Origin of the sequence: Actinomadura sp. NAK00032, assembly GCF_013364275.1 — a bacterium.
In the GTDB taxonomy this organism is placed as follows: Bacteria; Actinomycetota; Actinomycetes; order Streptosporangiales; family Streptosporangiaceae; genus Spirillospora.
Genome location: NZ_CP054932.1, coordinates 4511201 through 4529499, shown reverse-complemented (window position 1 = coordinate 4529499; position 18299 = coordinate 4511201). Strand labels below are relative to the sequence as shown.

Below are 18299 nucleotides of genomic sequence, written 5' to 3'. Positions count from 1 at the left end.
TCAGCTCCCTGCCCGCGCGAGGGGGTCGGGCAGGCCGAAGTCGGCGCTGAGCAGGTCCTGGTCGAGGACGGCCGCGGCGACGGTGCCGCTCGCCGCCGCGGCGATGACCGCGGCCAGCGGCACCGGCACACCGGCCCGCCGCGCCATGTCCCCGGCCGCGTACACGCCGGGGACGCTGGTCCGGGCGAACTCGTCGACCTCCACGCAACCGTCGGCGAAGGCGGCGCAGCCGAGCCGGCCGGGCAGGTCGGAGCGCTGGCGCGGCACGTTCACGACGAACACCGCCTGCCGGGCCAGGGACGTGCCGTTGTCGAAGACGATCTGCTCCAGGCGGCCGTCCGTCCCCTCCAGGCGGGCGACGGGCTCGCAGCGCACGGCGACACCGTGCTCTTGCAGCGCGGCCCGCGCCGCCGGGTCGAGCGGCTCGCCTCCGGTGCACAGGGCGACATCGCCGGCGAAGCGGCTCAACTGCAGCGCCAGCCGTATCCGGGCCGGTCCCGCGCCGAGCACGGCGACCTGTTCGCCGGTGCGTTCGTAGCCGTGGCAGTAGGGGCAGTGGAACGCCGAGCGGCCCCACAGCTCCTCGGCGCCGCGCGGTCCGGGGATGTCGTCGGCCAGGCCGGTGGCCAGCAGGAGGCGCCGCGCGGACGCGGTCCCGCCGTCGGACAGCTCCAGGTGGAAGCCGGACCCGTCCAGCGGGCGGGCGCCGGCGACGTTCCCCGTCCTCGTCCGGACGGCCGGGTAGGCGGCCAGTTCCTCGCGGGCGAGCCGCCGCAGTTCCGCGGGGGGCGTGCCGTCCCGGGTGAGGAAGTTGTGCACGTTGTCGGCGGCGGCGTTGCGGCCCTCCCCGCCGTCGATCAGCAGCACCGGGCGGTGGACCCGGCCGAGGGCCAGCGCGGCGGCCGTACCGGCCGGGCCCCCGCCCACGATGGCGACGTCGTACATCTCCTGCCTCCGTTGATCGGTCGTCACTTGACGTGCGGCCGATTCTGCAAGTTAATGTCAACATGAAGTCAAGTGACTCGATGCGGATCGGGGAGCTCGCCGAGCGGTTCGGCCTCGCCGCGCACGTCCTGCGCCACTGGGAGGCCATGGGCCTGCTGACCCCGGCGGCCCGGGTCAACGGCCGCCGCCGCTACACCCGCGACCACGTCGTCCGGGTGATGACGATCATCCGCGCGAAGGCGGCGGGCATGAGCCTGGAGCAGATCCGCGACGTCCTCACCGTCTCGGGCCGGGCCGAGCGGCGGGCGCTGCTGGAGCGCCACCACGCGGAACTGGAGCGGCGGCTTCACGAGATCGCGGCGTCCAAGGCGCTCATCGAGCACCTCATGCGGTGCGGAGCCGACGACTTCACCCAGTGCCCCGACTACCGGCGTCTGGCCGAGAGCGGAGTCGTGCCGCAGCACCTCCGCGAGGACGGGTGCGTGGTCGCGGACGCCGCCCCCGCCGACGGCCGGGGGCCGGTCGCGGTCACGGGCGAGGCCCGCTGACCGGCGAAGACACGGGGCCGGCGGCGCCGGAGCAGGGACCGGCCCCTCTGGTGGTGCGGGGCGCGGGCGTCGGCCGCGCCCGCCGGTGGTGCGGCCGCGGCGGGACGGTCGCCCGCCGCGGCCGCGGCCGCGCTAGTCTCCGGCCGGCACGGTGAAGGTGAATCCCGTACTCGTCGGACGGCGCGGCGGGACGTCGCACTTGACCCGGCGCCGGACCTCGTTCCTGCTGAGGCCGAGCCCGCGGGCGATGAGCCGTTCCGGCCGCACCGGCACCGGGTCCTCCAAGGCGACCCGCACCCGGAGCGGCCACGCCTCGTCGGGCCGCTCCGGTGGGGTGTGCAGCCGCCAGGCGCCCGTCCAGTCCAGGGTGAAGCGGTTGCGGCGGGCCAGCAGCGGGTCCAGCAGCGTGGACGCCACCAGGTCCGGATCGTTGGCGCGGTAGCCGCGCAGGTCGGCCGCCGCGAAGGAGGCGACCGGGGCCCGCTCGTGCACGGTGAGCTTGCGCGTGCGGTCGCAGGACGCGCAGCGGACCAGCAGCCACACGTCCAGCAGCTTGCCGTTGGCGTTGACGCGGAACCTGCCCTCGCCGGCGGTCGCCGACTCCGACCGGCAGCCGGGGCACCGCAGCGACAGCAGCGGCAGCCTGGTCCGGCGGACGATCCAGGGCAGCACGGTATGAGGTTGTGAGGACATGGGCTCTCTCGACCTGACACGAGGCCGATTGCGCGCGGCCTCGGACGCTGCAGGGCCGGGCGCGCGAGGGCAGCCCGGCGGAACCGACGGGAGCGTCGGCTACAGGTGAGCGGAAGAAGGTGTCAGGTCTGCAGAGCAGGCGGGGTCACGCGGTGTCGTCCTTTGTCCTCACGGCGGTGGGCCGCAGGCAACCTACGGGGCCGCGGCCGGGACGCTCAACCGGTTTTGCGGCCGGGGCTCCGCCGGTGCCGTGCGGCCGGGGCGCGTCTAGGCGTCGGCGCCGGGGAGTTCGTAGCCGGCCTCCTCGACCGCGGTGCGGACGTCCGCGGTGTCGAGCGGCCCGTCGCCGGTCACCGTGACCCGGCCGGCGGCGACGTCGACCGTCACGGCGGTGACGCCGGCGATGCGCTCGATCTCCTCGGTGACGGCGGCGGCGCAGTGCCCGCAGGCCATGCCGGCGACGGTGTAGGAGCGGGTCATGCCGGTTCCCCCCGGTCGGCGGGGACGGTGCGGGTGAGCATGTGCGCGGCGCGCATCCGCCCGTCGTCGGCGAAGCGGCCGAAGAAGCAGACCTCGATCCGCAGTTCCTTGCCGCGCCGGCGGACGTGCAGGGTGTAGCGGGCGGCGATCCGGTCGCCGTCGGCGATGGCGTCGTGCACGTCCACGCGGCCTTCGGGCCGGTTCTTGCGGACGGGCCGGGTGTGGGCGATGAGGGTGTCGCGGTCCATCCGGTGGCCGTCGGCGACCTGGACGATGTCGGGGGTGTGGTAGCGGTCGACGATCGCCGCCGGATCGTCGTCGGTGTCCAGCAGCTCCCGGTTGAAGGAGGTGAAGAAGTCGGCGATGAACCGCTCGGGGTCGGTGCCGGCGAGTGCGCGCATGGTGCTCCGCTGGTCGGGATCGATAACTCTTACGCGCTGTAAGATATACATGCCCCGATAATTCTGACAAGGTGTAAGAGATGAGTGCTTCTCCGGTTCCCCGCCGCCGCGCCGACGCGCGCCGCAGCAGGGCCGCCATCCTGGACGCCGCCGTCCGGGTCCTGGACGAGCGGCCCGACGCGAGCCTGGAGGCGGTCGCCGCGGCGGCGGGCGTGACGCGCCAGACCGTCTACGCCCACTTCTCCTCCCGCGAGCGGCTGCTGGTGGGCGTCGTCGACCGGATCACCGAGGAGGTCGCCGCCGCGATGGACGCCGCCGGCCCCGACGACGGGCCGGCCGCCGGCGCCCTGCTGCGGGTGCTGGACGCCGCCGAGCGGGCGGCCCGCCGCTCCCCCGCGCTGCTGCGGCGCATCGGCGAGCTGCCCGTCGGCGCGCGGGCCGACCGCGACCGGCACCTGCCGATCACCGACCGGATCGCGCGGGTGGTCGAGCGGGGCCGGCGCACCGGGGAGTTCGACGACCGGCTCCCGCTGGACTGGCTGGTGTCGGTCACCGTCAGGCTCGCCCACGCCGCCGGCGAGGAGCGGGCGGCCGGGCGGATGTCGGACCGGGACGCCGGGGACGCCCTGCGCACCAGCGTGCTGCGGGTGCTCGGCGCGGCGGCCCCGGCGGAGCCGCCGCCGCGGTGAGGGGCGGGCGGCGCCCGGCCGTCAGCGGGCCCTGAGGGGCCTGGTCACCTGCTTCTCCAGGCACGACGGCATGCCGACCGGCATCCCCGCCGCCGTCTCCGCCGCCGTGCCGGGCGTCGTGCCGGGCGCCGCGCCCGTGACGCCCGCCGTGTTCGCGGTGTCGGCCGTGTTCGCCGTGTCGGTGGTGTTCGCTGTGCCTGCCGTGTCGGCGGTGCGGCGGCGGTAGGCGCTGGGCGGCATCCCGACCAGTTCGGTGAAGCGGGTGCTGAAGGTGCCCAGGGACGAGCAGCCGACCGCGAAGCACACCTCGGTGACGGTGAGGTCGCCGCGGCGCAGCAGCGCCATCGCCCGCTCGATCCGCCGCGTCATCAGGTAGCCGTAGGGCGACTCACCGTAGGCGAGGCGGAACTGGCGGCTGAGGTGCCCGGCGGACATGTGGACGCCGCGGGCGAGCGCCTCGACGTCCAGCGGCCGCGCGTACTCGCGGTCGATCCGGTCGCGGACCCGGCGCAGCCGCGCCAGGTCGCGCAGGCGCTGCGCCGGATCGGTACTGCTGCTCACCTGGGAAATCCTGCCACACGGCCCCCGCGTGGGGCAGGCGCCGGTCAGTCGGCGACGTAGGCGGCCAGGTGCCGGCCGGTGAGGGTGGAGCGGTCGGCGACCAGGTCGGCGGGCGTGCCCTGGAACACGATCCGGCCGCCGTCGTGGCCGGCGCCGGGACCGAGGTCGATGATCCAGTCGGCGTGCGCCATGACGGCCTGGTGGTGCTCGATGACGATGACGGACTTGCCGGAGTCGACGAGCCGGTCCAGGAGGCCGAGGAGCTGCTCGACGTCGGCGAGGTGCAGGCCGGTGGTCGGTTCGTCCAGCACGTAGACGCCGCCCTTGTCGCCCATGTGGGTGGCGAGCTTGAGGCGCTGCCGCTCGCCGCCGGACAGCGTGGTGAGCGGCTGGCCGAGCCGCAGGTAGCCGAGCCCGACGTCGGCCATCCGCTGCAGGATCTTGTGCGCGGCGGGGATCCGCGCGTCGCCGGCGCCGAAGAACTCCTCGGCCTCGGTCACCGGCATCGCCAGGACCTCGGCGATGTCGCGGCCGCCGAGGTGGTGCTCCAGCACCGCGGCCTGGAACCGCTTGCCCTCGCACTCCTCGCAGGTGGTGGCGACGCCCGCCATCATCGCCAGGTCGGTGTAGACGACGCCGGCGCCCTTGCAGTTGGGGCAGGCGCCCTCGGAGTTGGCGCTGAACAGCGCCGGCTTCACCCCGTTGGCCTTGGCGAAGGCCTTGCGGATCGGGTCGAGCAGCCCGGTGTAGGTGGCCGGGTTGCTGCGCCGCGACCCCTTGATCGGGGCCTGGTCGACCGACACCACCCCGTCCCGGCCGGTCACCGACCCGTTGATCAGCGAGCTCTTGCCGGACCCGGCGACGCCGGTGACGACGACCAGCACGCCGAGGGGGATGTCGACGTCGACGTCCTGGAGGTTGTGGGCGGCGGCGCCGCGCACCTCCAGCACGCCGGACGCCTCGCGCACCGCCGGTTTGAGGGCGGCGCGGTCGTCCAGGTGCCGGCCGGTGAGGGTGCCGCTGGCGCGCAGGCCGTCCACTGTCCCCTCGAACATCACCTCGCCGCCCTCGGTGCCGGCGCGCGGTCCGAGGTCGACGACGTGGTCGGCGACCGCGATCGCCTCCGGCTTGTGCTCGACGACCAGGACGGTGTTGCCCTTGTCGCGCAGCTGCAGCAGCATGCCGTTCATCCGCTGGATGTCGTGGGGGTGCAGCCCGATCGTCGGCTCGTCGAAGACGTAGGTGACGTCGGTGAGCGAGGACCCGAGGTGGCGGATCATCTTGGTGCGCTGCGCCTCGCCGCCCGACAGGGTGCCGGACGGGCGTTCCAGGCTGAGGTAGCCGAGCCCGATCTCCACGAACGAGTCGAGGGTGTGCTGCAGCGTGGTCAGCAGCGGCGCGACCGACGGCTCGTCCAGCTCCCGCACCCACTCGGCGAGGTCGCTGATCTGCATCGCGCAGGCGTCGGCGATGCTGATCCCCTTGATCTTGGACGAGCGGGCCGCCTCGGTGAGCCGGGTGCCGCCGCACTCGGGGCAGGAGGTGAAGGTGATCGCCCGGTCCACGAACGCGCGGATGTGCGGCTGCATCGCCTCCCGGTCCTTGGCCAGGAACGACTTGCGGATCCGCGGGATCAGGCCCTCGTAGGTGACGTTGATCCCGTCGACCTTGATCTTGGTGGTGTCCTTGTGGAGCAGGTCCCGCAGCTCGTCGGCGGTGTAGTCGCGGATCGGCTTGTCGGGGTCGAAGAACCCCGACCCCATGAAGATGCGGCCGTACCAGCCGTCCATGCTGTAGCCGGGGATGGTGAGCGCGCCCTCGCGCAGCGACTTGGAGTCGTCGTACAGGGCGGTCAGGTCGAAGTCGGTGACGGCGCCGCGGCCCTCGCAGCGCGGGCACATGCCGCCGGTGATGCTGAAGCTGCGCTTCTCCTTGACGGTCTTGCCGGCGCGTTCCACGGTGACGGCGCCGGCGCCGCTGATGGAGGCGACGTTGAAGGAGAACGCCTTGGCCGTGCCGATGTAGGGCTTGCCGAGGCGGCTGAACAGGATGCGCAGCATCGCGTTGGCGTCGGTGGCGGTGCCGACGGTGGAGCGGGGGTCGGAGCCCATCCGCTGCTGGTCGACGATGATCGCGGTGGTCAGCCCTTCGAGGACGTCGACCTCGGGCCGCGCGAGCGTCGGCATGAAGCCCTGCACGAAGGTGCTGTAGGTCTCGTTGATCAGCCGCTGCGACTCCGCGGCGATCGTGTTGAACACCAGCGAGCTCTTGCCCGACCCGGACACGCCGGTGAACACCGTCAGCCGCCGCTTGGGGATCTCGATGCTGACGTCCTTGAGGTTGTTCTCGCGCGCCCCGTGCACGCGGATCAGCTCGTGGCTGTCGGCGGCGTGCTCCGCCGGAGGCTGGGCGTCCGTCGTCGTGGCCTTGCTCATCGTGTCTCCATCTGGTTGGCGCCGCGTCCGCGTTCCCCCGTCGGGTCGCCCGGCTCGATCAGATCAGCGCGAAGGATATGTCAGACCGGCCTGCCGCCACGCTATCCGCGGCCACCGACAGACCGCTTCTCGATTCCTGACCGGCCGCCCGCCGGCCCGCCACCGGGCCGTCCTCGGGCGGAGCGGCCACCGACTTTGGTCGGTGCCGCCGCCGGGCGGCCCGCGGCTAGCCTGTGCCCGGTGAACGAGGTGACGTTCGGGCAGGTGGACGACGGTCCGCGGCCGAGTATGCGGGGCGGGGCCCTGATCGTGTTCGCGGTGTCGGCGGCGCTGACCGCCCTGACGCTGTGGGGGCGGCCGGGGACCGGCGGGAGCCTGGCGGTGGACGCGGCGGTCGGCGCGGTGTCGTGCCTGGCGGCGCCGCTGCTGCTGTGGCGGCCGGTGCCGGCCGCGCTGGCGCTGAGCGTCCTGGCGGCGCTGTCCCCGGCGGCGACGCCGGCGGCGAGCATGGGGGTGCTGCAGGTCGCGCAGCGGCGCCCGTTCCCGGTGGCGGCGGCGGTCGGCGCGGCGGGGATCGCCGCGCACGTCGCGCAGGGGTGGTGGCGGCCGAGCGGCGGGATCTCCTTCGGCTGGTGGACGCTGCTGGTCGCGCTCGCCTACGGCGCGCTGGTCGGGTGGGGCGCGCTGGTGCGGGCGCGGCGGCAGCTACTGGCGTCGCTGCGCGAGCGGGCCCGCCGCGCCGAGGCCGAGCAGGGCCGCCGGGTCGCCGAGGCGCGGATGGCCGAGCGGACCCGGATCGCGCGGGAGATGCACGACGTCCTCGCGCACCGGCTGTCGCTGCTGGCCACCTACGCGGGCGCGCTGGAGTACCGGCCCGACGCGCCGCCGGACAAGCTCGCGCAGGCCGCCGGGGTGGTCCGCGCGGGAGTGCACCAGGCCCTGGAGGAGCTGCGCGAGGTGATCCTGCTGCTGCGCACCGACCAGCCCGGCGGCGACGCCGACGGGGAGGGCCGGCCGCAGCCGGCGCTGGCCGACGTGCCCCGGCTGCTGGAGGAGTCGCGGGCCGCCGGCGGGCGGGTGGAGCTGCGCGACGAGGTCGCCGCGGCGGCGGCCGCGCCGCCGGCGGCGGGCCGCGCCGCCTACCGGGTGGTGCAGGAGGCGCTGACCAACGCCCGCAAGCACGCCGCGGGCGCGCCGGTGCGGGTGGTGCTGGAGGGCGGTCCGGGCGCCGGGCTGGTCGTCGACGTCCGCAACGCGCTGGCCGGGGGCGGCGCCGCCCCGCCGCCGGGCAGCGGGACGGGCCTGGTCGGGCTGACCGAGCGGGTCCGGCTGGCGGGCGGCCGGCTGGACCACGAGGCGGCCGCGGGCGAGTTCCGGCTGCGCGCCTGGCTACCATGGCCGGCGTGAACCGTCCCCTGCGCGTGCTGATCGTGGACGACGACGCGCTCGTCCGCGCCGGGCTGTCGATGATGCTGGACGGGGCGGGCGGCATCACCGTGGCCGGGGAGGCCGCCGACGGCGCCGAGGTGCCCGCGGCCGCCGACGCGCACGCGCCCGACGTCGTCCTGATGGACCTGCGGATGCCCCGGGTGGACGGCATCACCGCGACCCGCCGGCTGCGGGCCCGGCCGAACCCGCCCGAGGTCATCGTGCTGACGACGTTCGACTCCGACGAGGACATCCTGCGCGCGCTGCGCGCCGGCGCCGGCGGGTTCCTGCTGAAGGACACCCCGCCCGGCCGGATCGTCGACGCGGTGCAGCGGGTCGCCGCCGGCGACCCGATCTTGTCGCCGAGCGTGACCCGCCGCCTGATGGACCGCGCCGCGACCGAGGCGGGCGCGCACCAGCGGGCCCGCGCGGCGCTCGCCCGGCTCAGCCCCCGCGAGAACGAGGTGGCGCTGCAGCTCGCGCGGGGCCGGTCCAACGCCGACATCGCGGCGGAGCTGTTCATGAGCCTGGCGACGGTGAAGGCGCACGTGTCCAGCGTCCTGACCAAACTGGGCCTGGACAACCGCACCCAGATCGCGCTGCTGGTCCACGACGCCGGCCTCGTCTGACCGGCTCCCGGGCACCGGCCCCCGGCACCGGCCCCCGCGGGGACGGTTCGGGCCGCGGCGAAACGTCCGGGGCCCACGGTGGAGTCATGGACACCACCACGACCGACACCCCCGGCCGCCCCGGCGGGACACGACCGGTGCCCCGGCGCGGCGCGGCGCTGGCGGTCCTGTGCGCGGGGATGTTCCTGGTGCTGCTGGACGTGACGATCGTCAACGTCGCGCTGCCCGGCATCGGCCGGGCGCTGGGCACCGGCCTGCCCGGGCTGCAGGGCGTCGTGGACGGCTACGCGGTCGCGATCGCGGGGCTGCTGCCGGCGGGCGGCGCGCTCGGCGACCGGATCGGGCGCCGCCGGATGACGCTCGCCGGGTTCGCGCTGTTCGGCGCCGCGTCGCTGGCGTGCGGGGCGGCGCCGGGCGCGGGGCCGCTGATCGCGGCGCGCGCCGTCCAGGGCGCGGGCGCGGCGCTGCTGCTGCCCGGCAGCCTCGCCCTGGTCACCGCGCTGTATCCGGGGGCCGCCGAGCAGGCGCGGGCGCTCGGGGCGTGGGCGGGGATCTCCTCCACGGCGCTGCCGGCGGGACCGCTGCTGGGCGGGCTGCTGGTCGACACGGCGGGGTGGCGGTGGATCTTCCTGCTGAACGTGCCGGCCGCCGCGGCGGCGATCGCCGGGGTCCGCGCGCTCGTCCGCGAACCGGGCCGGGGGACGCGGGCCCGCGTGCCGCTGGACCGCGCCGGGATGGTGCTGGCGCCGCTGGCCCTGGGCGGCCTGGTAGGGGCGGTCGTCGCCGCCGGGCACGGCCACCGGGGCACCGCCGCCGGCGCCGCCGCGGTCGCGGTGGCCGCCGGGGCGGGGCTCGTCCTGGCCGAGCGGCGCGCGGCGGCGCCGATGCTGCCGGGCGGGCTGCTGCGGGCGCGGGCGTTCCTGGGCGCGAACGCCATCTCGCTGATCATGAACCTGGTCACCAACGGGGTGCTGTTCACCTCGACGCTGCTGCTGCAGCAGGCCGGGCACCGCTCGGCGGCGGCGGCCGGGGCGCTGCTGCTGCCGATGGCGGTGCCGCTGGCGGCGCTGGCGCCGGTGAGCGGCCGGCTGACCGCCCGGTTCGGGACGCGGGTGCCGCTGGCCGCGGGCGCTGCGGTCGCCGCCGCCGGCTCGCTGTCGCTCCTGGCCGCGCGGCCCGGCGGCGGGTACGGGCCGCTGCTGCCGGCGCTGGCGGCCATCGGGATCGGCGACGGGTTGATCGTCACGGCCGCGGTGGCCGCGGCGATGCGCGCGGCGCCGCCCGCGCACGCCGGTCTGGCGGGCGGGTTCAACAACGCCGCCCGGCAGGTCGGGACGGCGCTGGGCGTCGCGGTGTACGGGGCGGTCGCCGGGCCGGCGACGGGCCCGGCGTTCGCGTCCGGGCTGCACGCCCTGGCCTGGGTGAGCGCGGCGCTGTGGCTGGTGGCGCTGGCCCTGGTCCGCGCCGTCCCGGCCCGCTGACGGCCCGGGGGAAAACCTGTTGGCGGGACCGGCGACGGTCCCCTACAACGGTCGGCATGCTCCGCAAATACCCCCGGACCCCGCACATCGCGGGCTCGCGGCTCCAGCCCGGCGACCACGATCTCGCCGCGGCGCCGTTCGCGGAGATCGCCGGGCGGTACCTGGTGGTGGAGGAGAAGCTCGACGGCGCCAACGCCGGCATCAGCTTCACCGCCGATGGGGAGCTGCGGCTGCAGAGCCGCGGCCACTACCTGACCGGCGGGCCCCGCGAGCGGCAGTTCGGGCCGCTGAAAGCGTGGGCCGCGTCGGTCCAGCACGTCCTGCGCGAACGCCTGCGGGACCGGTACGTCCTGTACGGGGAGTGGCTGTACGCCAAGCACACCGTCTTCTACGACGCGCTCCCCCACTACTTCTGCGCGTTCGACGTCCTGGACCTGGCCGACGGGACGTTCCTGTCGACGCCGCGGCGCGGGGAGCTGCTCGCCGGGACGCCGGTGGTGCCGGTCCCGGTCCTGCACGAGGGCCCGCTGCCGGACCTGGCCGCGCTGACGGCGCTGGCGGGGCCCTCGACCTGCCGCACCCCGGGATGGCGGGACGCGCTGCGCGCGGCGGCCGCCGCGGGCGGCGCCGACCCCGATCGCGTCGCCGCGGAGAGCGACTCCCGCGAGGAGATGGAGGGCCTCTACATCAAGGTGGAGGAGGGCGGGCGGACCGTCGGCCGCTACAAGTGGGTCCGTCCGAGCTTTCTGACCGCGATCCTGGACGCCGGCACCCACTGGCTGGACCGGCCCATCGTCGCCAACGGCCTGGCAGATCCGGAGGTGCTGTATGCGGGTGTTCGATGAGCTGTGCCCGGCGCCGCCGCACTGGAGCGTCCCCTGGGACCGGATCCGGGACGCGTTCGGCTGGGTGCGGGACCTGGCCGACGTCCCGCAGGACCCCGTCCACCACGGCGAGGGCGACGTCGCCACCCACACCCGGATGGCGTGCGAGGCGCTGGCGTCGCTGCCGCAGTGGCGGGCCCGCCCGGCGGATGAGCGGGTGCGGCTGTTCACCGCGGTGCTGATGCACGACGTCGCCAAGCCGCACTGCACCGCCCTGGACGGCGACGGCCGCGTCACCGCGCGCGGCCACTCCCGCCGCGGCGACCTGATGGTCCGGCGGATCCTGTGGGAGCTCGGCGCGCCGGTCGCCTGGCGCGAGCACGTCGCGGCGCTGGTGCGCCACCACCAGGTGCCGTTCTGGGCTCTGGAGCGCCCCGACCTGCAGCAGATCGCGTTCCGGGCGAGCCTGCTGGCCCGCAACGACGACCTGGTGCTGCTGGCGTCGGCCGACATCCTCGGCCGGATCTGCTCCGACACCGCCGAGCTGCTGGACAACGCCGCCCTGTACGGGGAGTACTGCGCCGAGCAGGAGTGCCTGGACGCGCCGCGCGCGTTCCCGTCCGACCATGCCCGGTTCTGGTACTTCCGCAAGCCCGGCCGCGACCCCGGCTACGCCGCGTTCGACGACACCCGCTGCACGGTGACGGTGCTGTCGGGGCTGCCGGGCGCGGGCAAGGACCACTGGATCGCCGCGCACCGCCCGGACGTGCCGGTGGTGAGCCTGGACCGGCTCCGCGCCGAGATGGGCGTGTCCCCCTCGGGCGACCAGCGGGCGGTGGCGGCCGCCGCGCACGAGGAGGCCCGCGGGCACCTGCGCGCGGGGCGGTCGTTCGTGTGGAACGCCACGAACGTGTCCCGGCAGCAGCGGGAGGCGTGCACGGGCCTGGCCGCCCGGTACCGGGCGCGGGTGGAGATCGTCGCGGTGGAGGCGCCGCCCGGCGTGGTCCGCGACCGCAACCGGGCGCGGCCGGCGCCCGTCCCGGACGCGGTCCTGGACCGGCTGGTGCGCCGCTGGGAGACCCCCGACCCGACCGAGGCGCACCGCGTCCACTGGCTCACCACCGCCTAGCCCGCCCAGGGCCGCGCGGCGGCACGGCCCGGCACGCCTGTTCACCCTTTGTCGGGACCCGGACACGTTTAGCCTCCGCCAAGGGGGAACGCCACCTTCAAGCGTCCAGACAACGCGGAGGGGGCCTGAAGGCGATGAGCATCGTGCGGCAGACGCATGACGGCGAGGCGGCGGCCGAGGGCATGGGCGCGCACCGCGTGGACCAGGCCCGGGCACCGGAGTTCGGCTCGCGGCGCCCGGAGGCGGGCACGGGCGAGCTGGTGCGGCAGGCCGCGCAGCAGGTCTCGGACCTGACCCGCGCCGAGCTGCGGCTGGCGGTCGCCGAGCTGAAGGGCAAGGCGCGCCACGCCGGCACCGGCGCCGGGATGTTCGGCGGCGCGGCGCTGGTCGCGCTGTACGGGCTGGCGGCGCTGCTGGCCGCGGCGATCGCCGCGATCGCGCTGGCGCTGCCGGTGTGGGCGGCGGCGCTGATCATCGGCGGGTTCCTGATGCTGGTGGCGGGGGTGCTGGCCCTGATGGGCCGGTCGCAGACCAGGCGCGCCGCACCGGCCAAGCCCGAGGCCGCCATGGACGGCGCGCGGCAGACCGTGGCCGAACTGAAGGAGAGGGCGACGCACCGATGACGGTTCAGAGCAGGCACGGCGCCGAGGCCGGCACCGAGGAGCTGCGCCAGGAGGTCGACCGGGCGCGCCACGAGCTCGGCGACACCGTCGAGCAGCTGGCCGCCAAGGCGGACGTGAAGGCGCTGGCCCGGGAGAAGGCCGAGTACGCCCGCGGCCGCGCGCGCGACGCCGCGGCGTCGGCGTGGCAGGCGGCGGGCTCGGAGGAGACGATGGCGCGGGCCCGGCAGGGCGGCGCGGTGGTCGTCTCCGCGGGCGCGCTGGCGGCGGCGGCGCTGTGGATGCGCCGCCGGCGGACGTCCTCGCGGCGGGTGGGGCCGGTGCGGTTCCGGATCGCCGCCGGGCAGCGGCGCGCGGTGAAGGTGCGGCGCGGCAAGGGCCGCTGAACCCCGGGAACGGGCCCGCCCCGGGACCGGCCCCGGTACCGATCCGGTGAGAGGACCTGCATGCGTGTCCCCGGTGCGATCGCCGACCCCCCGGCCACCTCGTGGCGGGGGGCGCTGAAGCGGACGGTCGGCGAGTTCAAGGACGACAACCTCACCGCGTGGGCGGCGGCGCTCACCTACTACTCCATCCTGTCGATCTTCCCGGCGATCCTGGTGGTGGTGTCGCTGGTCGGGCTGGCCGGCCGGTCCACCACCGACGACCTGATCAACAACATCGGGGACCTGGCGCCCGGCGCGGTGCGGGACCTGCTGGTCAGCTCGGTGCGGCAGCTGCAGGACAGCGGCGGCGGCGCCGGGGTGATCGCGGTGGTGAGCCTGCTGGGCGCGGTGTGGTCGGCGTCGGGGTACGTCGGCGGGTTCATGCAGGCGTCCAACATCGTCTACGACGTCCCCGAGGGCCGCCCGATCTGGAAGACCCTCCCGGTGCGGATCGGGGTGACGCTGGTGACGCTGGTGCTGCTGTCGGCGTCGGCGATCGCGGTGGTGGTGACCGGGCCGCTGGCCCGCAAGGTCGGCGACGTGATCGGCGCCGGGTCGCAGGCGGTGACGGTGTGGAACATCGCCAAGTGGCCGGTGCTGCTGGTGGTGGTGGCGTTCCTGTTCATGCTGCTGTACTGGGCGTCGCCCAACGCCAAGCGCGGTTTCCGGGGGCTGGCGCCCGGCGGGGTCCTGGCGCTCGTGGTGTGGCTGGTGGCGTCGGCGCTGTTCGCGGTGTACGTGGCGAACTTCTCCTCCTACAACAAGACCTACGGCAGCCTCGCGGCGGTCATCGTGTTCCTGGTGTGGCTGTGGATCACGAACCTGGCGATCCTGCTGGGCCTGGAGCTGAACGCCGAGCTGGAGCGGGGACGGGCGATCGCGGCGGGCACTCCCCCGGGCCGGGAGCCGTACGTGCGGTTCCGCGACACCCGCGCCTTCGACGAGGAGGACCGCCGCGAGACCGGCGTGGCCGACGGCGGCGGGGACGGCGGCCGGGGCGGCGGCGGTGCCCCTCGGGAGGGGGGCGGCGGGTCGGCGGCGCCGGGGCCGGGAGCGACCCGCGGCCGTCCCGGGCCGGGCCGCTCCTAGCGGCGCGCGGCCGGAGCCCGCCGCGCTCGGGGTTACCGGGGAATCACGGTCGCACGAGGGCGAACACGGTGAATAGGATCGCCCCATGCTCCGTCCCGTGTACCCGATCGAGACCGAGCGTCTCACCCTGCGGCCGTTCCACGAGGGCGACCTGGAGGGCCTGTACGCCTACCAGTCCCTGCCGGAGGTGGCGCGGTTCCTGTACTGGGAGCCGCGGACGCTGGAGGAGTCGCGGTCGTTCCTGAAGCAGAAGATGAGCGCCGCCACCGTGGAGAGGGAGGGCGACTGGCTGGTCCTGGCGGTGGTGTGGCGCGAGACCGGCGACCTGATCGGCGAGGTCAACCTGCAGTACCGCAGCCGCGAGCACCGGCAGGGCGAGATCGGCTACATCTTCAACCCGGCCTTCCACGGCCGGGGGTTCGCCACCGAGGCCGCCGAGGTCGTGCTGCGGCTGGGGTTCGAGGGCCTGGACCTGCACCGGGTGTGCGGCCGGCTGGACGGCCGCAACGCCGCGTCCGCGCGGGTGCTGGAGCGGCTGGGGATGCGCCGCGAGGCGCACCTGGTGCACAACGAGATCGTCAAGGGCGAGTGGAGCGACGAGGTCGTGTACGCGATGCTGCGGCACGAGTGGGACGCCCGCACGCGCGCCTGAGGCGCGCCGCGCTCGCCCGGGGCGCCCGCGGCGGTGCGGTCACCGGTCGGCCTGCTCGGCCAGGTCGCGGGCCAGGTCGCGGACGTGGCCGCGCAGTTCGGCGGGGCGGCGGACGATGAAGGGGAACCCGAGCCCGGCCAGCATCCGGGCCATGCCGTCGAGCCGTTCGGCGCGGGTGGTCATCAGCACTCCCCCGCCGTCTGCGCCGGTATTGTCGGCCAGGGTCGCGACCGCGGCGGGGACGCGGCGGCGGGCCTCGTCGAGGGTGGTCTGCAGGACGACCTCGACCTCGTGGGCGTAGGGGACGCGGGCCAGTGACCGCAGGACGTCGCGGACGGGGTCGGCGTCGCCGGGCGCCTCGAACCGCTCGGTGCCGGGTTCGGCGGAGGCGATCCGGTCGACGCGGAACGTGCGGGTCTCGCCGCTGCGGTGGTCGTGGCCGGTGACGTACCAGCGCCCGGAGTGCAGCACCAGCCCGTGGGGGTCCAGGTCCCGTTCGGTCTCCTCGCCGCGCCAGGACCGGTACCGCAGCCGGACGCGGCGGCGCTCGCGGGCGGCGGAGGCCAGGGTCAGCACGGCCCCGGTGTCGGGAGCCGTGCCGGGCGCCGTGCCGGGCGCCGTGCCGGTTCCGGCGCCGCCGCCGGCGGTGCGGTCGGGGCCGGTGAACCCGAGGGTGTCGCGCAGGGCCTGGACCCGGTCGCGCAGCGCGGCGGGCAGGACGCGCTGCACCTTGGCCAGGGCGCTCTCGGCGGCGGGCCCGGGCAGGCCGGTGCGGCGTCCGGCGAGCAGGCCCAGGACGACGGCGACGGCCTCGTCGTCGGTGAGCATCAGCGGCGGCAGCTTGTAGCCGGGCATGAGCCGGTAGCCGCCGTAGCGGCCGCGGTCGGCGACGACGGGGACGCCGAGGTCGTCCAGGCGGGCGGCGTAGCGGCGGACGGTGCGCTCGTCCACGCCGAGCCGGCGGGCGAGTTCGGCGCCGCCGAGGCGGTGCCCGGCCTGCAGCAGTTCCAGCATCGCCAGGACGCGGGTCGTCGGGTGGGACGAATGTGGCACGGGTCACTCACTTAATCCGGGCGGGTCCTGTCCGGTATCGACCGTAGCGTGGTGCCGTACCGAAGAGGAGAGGACGGCGCGACATGGGCACCGAAGCGAGCACCGGCGGCCGGAGCGAGACGACCCGGACGGCCGGGACGACCGGGACGACTGAGACGGCCGGGGCGGCGAGGGCGGGGACGTTCGTCCTGGTCCCCGGGTACTGGCTGGGCGCGTGGGCGTGGGACGAGGTCGCGGCGGTGCTGCGCGCCGCGGGCCACGAGGTGCACGCGGTCACGCCGTCCGGGCAGGCCGAGCGGGCGGGCGGCGACGTGTCCGGGATCGACGTCGACACCCATGTCGCCGACATCGCGCGGGTCGTCGAGGACGGCGGGCTGGAGCGGGTCGTCCTGGTCGCGCACAGCGGCGCGAACATGGCGGTGACGGCCGCGGCCGACCGGATGCCCGGCCGGATCGCGCGCGTGGTGTACGTCGACACCGGGCCGATGCCGTCCGGGATGGCCGCGATCGACTTCCACGAGCCGGCCGAGCGGGCGGAGCTGGAGCGGGCGGTCGCCGAGGAGGGCGGCGGCCGGGTGATCCCGGTGCCGCCGTTCGACCCGGCCGAGGACCCGGTGAACCTGGCGGGGCTGAGCGCCGCGCGGCTGGCGGAGATGCGCGAGCGCGCCACGCCGCAGCCGTTCGGGACGGCGACGCAGCCGGCGGCGCGCCCGGACCCGCCGCCGGCGACGCCGCGGACGCTGATCGCCACGACGATCCCGCTGGCGGTGGTGCGGCGGCTGGGCGAGGACGGGCATCCGGTGTTCGCGGCGATGACCGGGCCCGGCTGGCGGTACCGGGAGCTGGCGACCGGGCACTGGCCGATGCTGTCGGAGCCGGCGGCGCTGGCGGCGCTGCTGGCCGAAGCGGCCGGCTGACCGGAGCGGCGCGACGGCCCGCCTCCCCCGGGACGGCCCGCCCGCCCCGGGGATGACTCACTTCTCCACAGCGCCGCGCGCTTTTCTTGTAACCCGCACATGTAGATCATTTCGGCGGGGGCGAGGACACTCTCCCGGAGTCGCGCGGCCGCCGGGGGTCGGGCCTGATCCGCGAGGTGAGCAGATGACACCCTCCGTCCGCCGTCGGTCACACCGGGTCCGCTGGCGGCGCTCGCTGGCGTCCGGCGCCATCGGCGCCGTGCTCGTCGCCGGGATCGGCACGGCGGGAACGGTCCCGGCGCAGGCGCGGGCGCTGGCCTTGGCGGGGCCGTCGGCCAAGGCCGACGACGGCGCCCGCATCACCGCGGAGACCAAGGTCGGCACCCGCGAGGTCGACATCACCATCGACTCCCCGGCGCTGGGCAAGTCGGTCAAGACCCGGATCCTGCTGCCGAAGACCTGGACGCGGGACTCGGCGGCGACGTGGCCGATCCTGTACGCCTTCCACGGCGGGCAGGACAACTACACCTCGTGGACCAAGAACACCGACATCGAGGCGTGGGCGGCCAAGTACAACGTCATCGTGGTGATGCCCGAGGGCGAGAACGGCTCGTACACCGACTGGTACAACTACGGCAAGGGCGGGTCGCCCAAGTGGGAGACCTTCCACACCGCCGAGGTGCGCCAGCTGATGGAGCGCAACTACCACGCGGGCGCGCTGCGCGCGGCGATCGGGAACTCCTCGGGCGGCGCGGGCGCGATGGCGTACGCGGCGCGGCATCCGGGGATGTTCAAGTACGCGGCGTCGCTGAGCGGGATCCTGTCGATGCGCTCGATCGGGATGCCGGCGATGCTGATGTTCACCAACGCCGGCAACGGGCAGGACCCGTTCGCGATCTGGGGCGTCCCGTGGCTCGACGACGCCAACTGGGCGGCGCACGACCCGTACTCGCTGGCCGACAAGCTGCGCGGCACCCAGCTGTTCTTCTCGGCGGGGACGACCGGCCGGCCGGGTCCGGGCGACCCGGACGTGGCGCCGTGGGACATCGGGCTGCTGAGCGAGATCGCGGTCGGCGCGAACAACAAGGACTTCAAGAAGCGGCTGGACGAGCTGAAGATCCCCTACACCGCGCACATCTACGGCGACGGGCGGCACAACTGGCCGGCGTGGGTGCGGGAGTCGCAGTCCATCTGGCCGGGGCTGATGAAGTCGATCGGCGCGCGGCAGGCGTGACGCGCGCCTGAGCCGCGCCTGGAACGCGAGGTTGGGGCCCGGTGCGGGCGGCTGCCGCCGTCCCGC

The 18299-nt window shown here is 75.5% G+C and carries 19 protein-coding genes and 1 pseudogene; 13 read left to right on the top strand and 7 right to left on the bottom strand.

What is annotated here, in order from left to right; translation table 11 throughout:
- Positions 1-945, bottom strand: coding sequence for an NAD(P)/FAD-dependent oxidoreductase (locus HUT06_RS21025; RefSeq protein WP_176197299.1), 945 nt, complete (start codon positions 943-945; stop codon positions 1-3).
- Positions 946-1007: 62 nt separating this feature from the next.
- Here HUT06_RS21025 and HUT06_RS21020 point away from each other — a divergent pair, with 62 nt between their 5' ends.
- Positions 1008-1493, top strand: coding sequence for a MerR family transcriptional regulator (locus HUT06_RS21020; RefSeq protein WP_254715303.1), 486 nt, complete (start codon positions 1008-1010; stop codon positions 1491-1493).
- Positions 1494-1625: 132 nt separating this feature from the next.
- Here HUT06_RS21020 and HUT06_RS21015 read toward each other — a convergent pair whose 3' ends face one another.
- The 3 genes from HUT06_RS21015 to HUT06_RS21005 form a co-directional block, all read right to left on the bottom strand.
- Positions 1626-2165: a DUF1062 domain-containing protein gene (locus HUT06_RS21015; RefSeq protein ID WP_254715302.1), complete on the bottom strand. Its 540-nt coding sequence runs from the start codon at positions 2163-2165 to the stop codon at positions 1626-1628.
- Between the two features lie 288 nt (positions 2166-2453).
- Positions 2454-2666, bottom strand: a complete 213-nt coding sequence (locus tag HUT06_RS21010) for a heavy-metal-associated domain-containing protein (RefSeq protein ID WP_176197297.1) — start codon at positions 2664-2666, stop codon at positions 2454-2456.
- Positions 2663-3067, bottom strand: coding sequence for a nuclear transport factor 2 family protein (locus HUT06_RS21005; protein ID WP_176197296.1), 405 nt, complete (start codon positions 3065-3067; stop codon positions 2663-2665). Before HUT06_RS21005 ends, HUT06_RS21010 begins: the two co-directional genes overlap by 4 nt.
- Positions 3068-3147: 80 nt before the next feature.
- Here HUT06_RS21005 and HUT06_RS21000 point away from each other — a divergent pair, with 80 nt between their 5' ends.
- Positions 3148-3756 carry a TetR/AcrR family transcriptional regulator gene (locus HUT06_RS21000; RefSeq protein ID WP_176197295.1) on the top strand — a complete coding sequence of 203 codons (609 nt, stop codon included), beginning with the start codon at positions 3148-3150 and terminating at the stop codon, positions 3754-3756.
- Between the two features lie 213 nt (positions 3757-3969).
- Here the strand turns inward: HUT06_RS21000 and HUT06_RS44640 are convergent.
- Positions 3970-4317 (bottom strand): annotated as a pseudogene (locus HUT06_RS44640) (helix-turn-helix transcriptional regulator); the annotation flags it as partial.
- Between the two features lie 44 nt (positions 4318-4361).
- Entirely contained in the window at positions 4362-6752 is a 2391-nt protein-coding gene (locus HUT06_RS20990) for an excinuclease ABC subunit UvrA (protein WP_176197293.1), read from the bottom strand.
- A gap of 240 nt (positions 6753-6992) precedes the next feature.
- On the opposite strand from HUT06_RS20990, the gene HUT06_RS20985 reads away from it, so the two are divergent.
- From HUT06_RS20985 to HUT06_RS20945, 9 genes are all read left to right on the top strand, one after another.
- Positions 6993-8159: a sensor histidine kinase gene (locus HUT06_RS20985; RefSeq protein WP_254715301.1), complete on the top strand. Its 1167-nt coding sequence runs from the start codon at positions 6993-6995 to the stop codon at positions 8157-8159.
- Positions 8147-8809 carry a response regulator transcription factor gene (locus HUT06_RS20980; protein ID WP_176197292.1) on the top strand — a complete coding sequence of 221 codons (663 nt, stop codon included), beginning with the start codon at positions 8147-8149 and terminating at the stop codon, positions 8807-8809. The genes HUT06_RS20985 and HUT06_RS20980 overlap by 13 nt, the downstream gene beginning before the upstream one ends.
- Positions 8810-8895: 86 nt before the next feature.
- The gene (locus HUT06_RS20975; protein ID WP_176197291.1) at positions 8896-10290 is read left to right on the top strand and encodes an MFS transporter; all 1395 of its coding nucleotides are present in this window, start codon (positions 8896-8898) and stop codon (positions 10288-10290) included.
- 56 nt (positions 10291-10346) lie between these two features.
- Positions 10347-11135, top strand: coding sequence for an RNA ligase family protein (locus tag HUT06_RS20970; protein ID WP_176197290.1), 789 nt, complete (start codon positions 10347-10349; stop codon positions 11133-11135).
- Positions 11119-12243: an AAA family ATPase gene (locus HUT06_RS20965; protein WP_176197289.1), complete on the top strand. Its 1125-nt coding sequence runs from the start codon at positions 11119-11121 to the stop codon at positions 12241-12243. The genes HUT06_RS20970 and HUT06_RS20965 overlap by 17 nt, the downstream gene beginning before the upstream one ends.
- A 134-nt stretch (positions 12244-12377) precedes the next feature.
- Positions 12378-12866: a phage holin family protein gene (locus HUT06_RS20960; protein WP_254715300.1), complete on the top strand. Its 489-nt coding sequence runs from the start codon at positions 12378-12380 to the stop codon at positions 12864-12866.
- Positions 12863-13249, top strand: coding sequence for a DUF3618 domain-containing protein (locus HUT06_RS20955; protein WP_176197288.1), 387 nt, complete (start codon positions 12863-12865; stop codon positions 13247-13249). The genes HUT06_RS20960 and HUT06_RS20955 overlap by 4 nt, the downstream gene beginning before the upstream one ends.
- Positions 13250-13309: 60 nt before the next feature.
- Positions 13310-14377, top strand: coding sequence for a YihY/virulence factor BrkB family protein (locus HUT06_RS20950; RefSeq protein ID WP_217711366.1), 1068 nt, complete (start codon positions 13310-13312; stop codon positions 14375-14377).
- Between the two features lie 85 nt (positions 14378-14462).
- The gene (locus HUT06_RS20945; RefSeq protein WP_176197287.1) at positions 14463-15029 is read left to right on the top strand and encodes a GNAT family N-acetyltransferase; all 567 of its coding nucleotides are present in this window, start codon (positions 14463-14465) and stop codon (positions 15027-15029) included.
- A 39-nt stretch (positions 15030-15068) separates the two neighbouring features.
- Here HUT06_RS20945 and HUT06_RS20940 read toward each other — a convergent pair whose 3' ends face one another.
- Entirely contained in the window at positions 15069-16082 is a 1014-nt protein-coding gene (locus HUT06_RS20940) for a YafY family protein (protein WP_254715299.1), read from the bottom strand.
- 83 nt (positions 16083-16165) lie between these two features.
- Between HUT06_RS20940 and HUT06_RS20935 the strand changes: the two genes are divergently transcribed.
- Together HUT06_RS20935 and HUT06_RS20930 are read left to right on the top strand one after the other, a co-directional pair.
- Positions 16166-16999: an alpha/beta fold hydrolase gene (locus HUT06_RS20935; protein ID WP_176197286.1), complete on the top strand. Its 834-nt coding sequence runs from the start codon at positions 16166-16168 to the stop codon at positions 16997-16999.
- Between the two features lie 184 nt (positions 17000-17183).
- Positions 17184-18233, top strand: coding sequence for an alpha/beta hydrolase family protein (locus tag HUT06_RS20930; protein WP_176197285.1), 1050 nt, complete (start codon positions 17184-17186; stop codon positions 18231-18233).
- The last annotated feature ends 66 nt before the right edge of the window (positions 18234-18299 follow it).

Coding starts and splice junctions, on each gene's coding strand:
- HUT06_RS20975 (WP_176197291.1), top strand. CDS start 8,896: ATGGACACCACCACGACCGACACCCCCGGCCGCCCCGGCGGGACACGA.
- HUT06_RS20945 (WP_176197287.1), top strand. CDS start 14,463: ATGCTCCGTCCCGTGTACCCGATCGAGACCGAGCGTCTCACCCTGCGG.
- HUT06_RS21010 (WP_176197297.1), bottom strand. CDS start 2,666: ATGACCCGCTCCTACACCGTCGCCGGCATGGCCTGCGGGCACTGCGCC.
- HUT06_RS20990 (WP_176197293.1), bottom strand. CDS start 6,752: ATGAGCAAGGCCACGACGACGGACGCCCAGCCTCCGGCGGAGCACGCC.
- HUT06_RS21025 (WP_176197299.1), bottom strand. CDS start 945: ATGTACGACGTCGCCATCGTGGGCGGGGGCCCGGCCGGTACGGCCGCC.
- HUT06_RS20960 (WP_254715300.1), top strand. CDS start 12,378: ATGAGCATCGTGCGGCAGACGCATGACGGCGAGGCGGCGGCCGAGGGC.
- HUT06_RS20955 (WP_176197288.1), top strand. CDS start 12,863: ATGACGGTTCAGAGCAGGCACGGCGCCGAGGCCGGCACCGAGGAGCTG.
- HUT06_RS21000 (WP_176197295.1), top strand. CDS start 3,148: ATGAGTGCTTCTCCGGTTCCCCGCCGCCGCGCCGACGCGCGCCGCAGC.
- HUT06_RS20980 (WP_176197292.1), top strand. CDS start 8,147: ATGGCCGGCGTGAACCGTCCCCTGCGCGTGCTGATCGTGGACGACGAC.
- HUT06_RS20950 (WP_217711366.1), top strand. CDS start 13,310: ATGCGTGTCCCCGGTGCGATCGCCGACCCCCCGGCCACCTCGTGGCGG.
- HUT06_RS20970 (WP_176197290.1), top strand. CDS start 10,347: ATGCTCCGCAAATACCCCCGGACCCCGCACATCGCGGGCTCGCGGCTC.
- HUT06_RS21020 (WP_254715303.1), top strand. CDS start 1,008: ATGAAGTCAAGTGACTCGATGCGGATCGGGGAGCTCGCCGAGCGGTTC.
- HUT06_RS20935 (WP_176197286.1), top strand. CDS start 16,166: ATGGGCACCGAAGCGAGCACCGGCGGCCGGAGCGAGACGACCCGGACG.
- HUT06_RS20965 (WP_176197289.1), top strand. CDS start 11,119: ATGCGGGTGTTCGATGAGCTGTGCCCGGCGCCGCCGCACTGGAGCGTC.
- HUT06_RS21005 (WP_176197296.1), bottom strand. CDS start 3,067: ATGCGCGCACTCGCCGGCACCGACCCCGAGCGGTTCATCGCCGACTTC.
- HUT06_RS20930 (WP_176197285.1), top strand. CDS start 17,184: ATGACACCCTCCGTCCGCCGTCGGTCACACCGGGTCCGCTGGCGGCGC.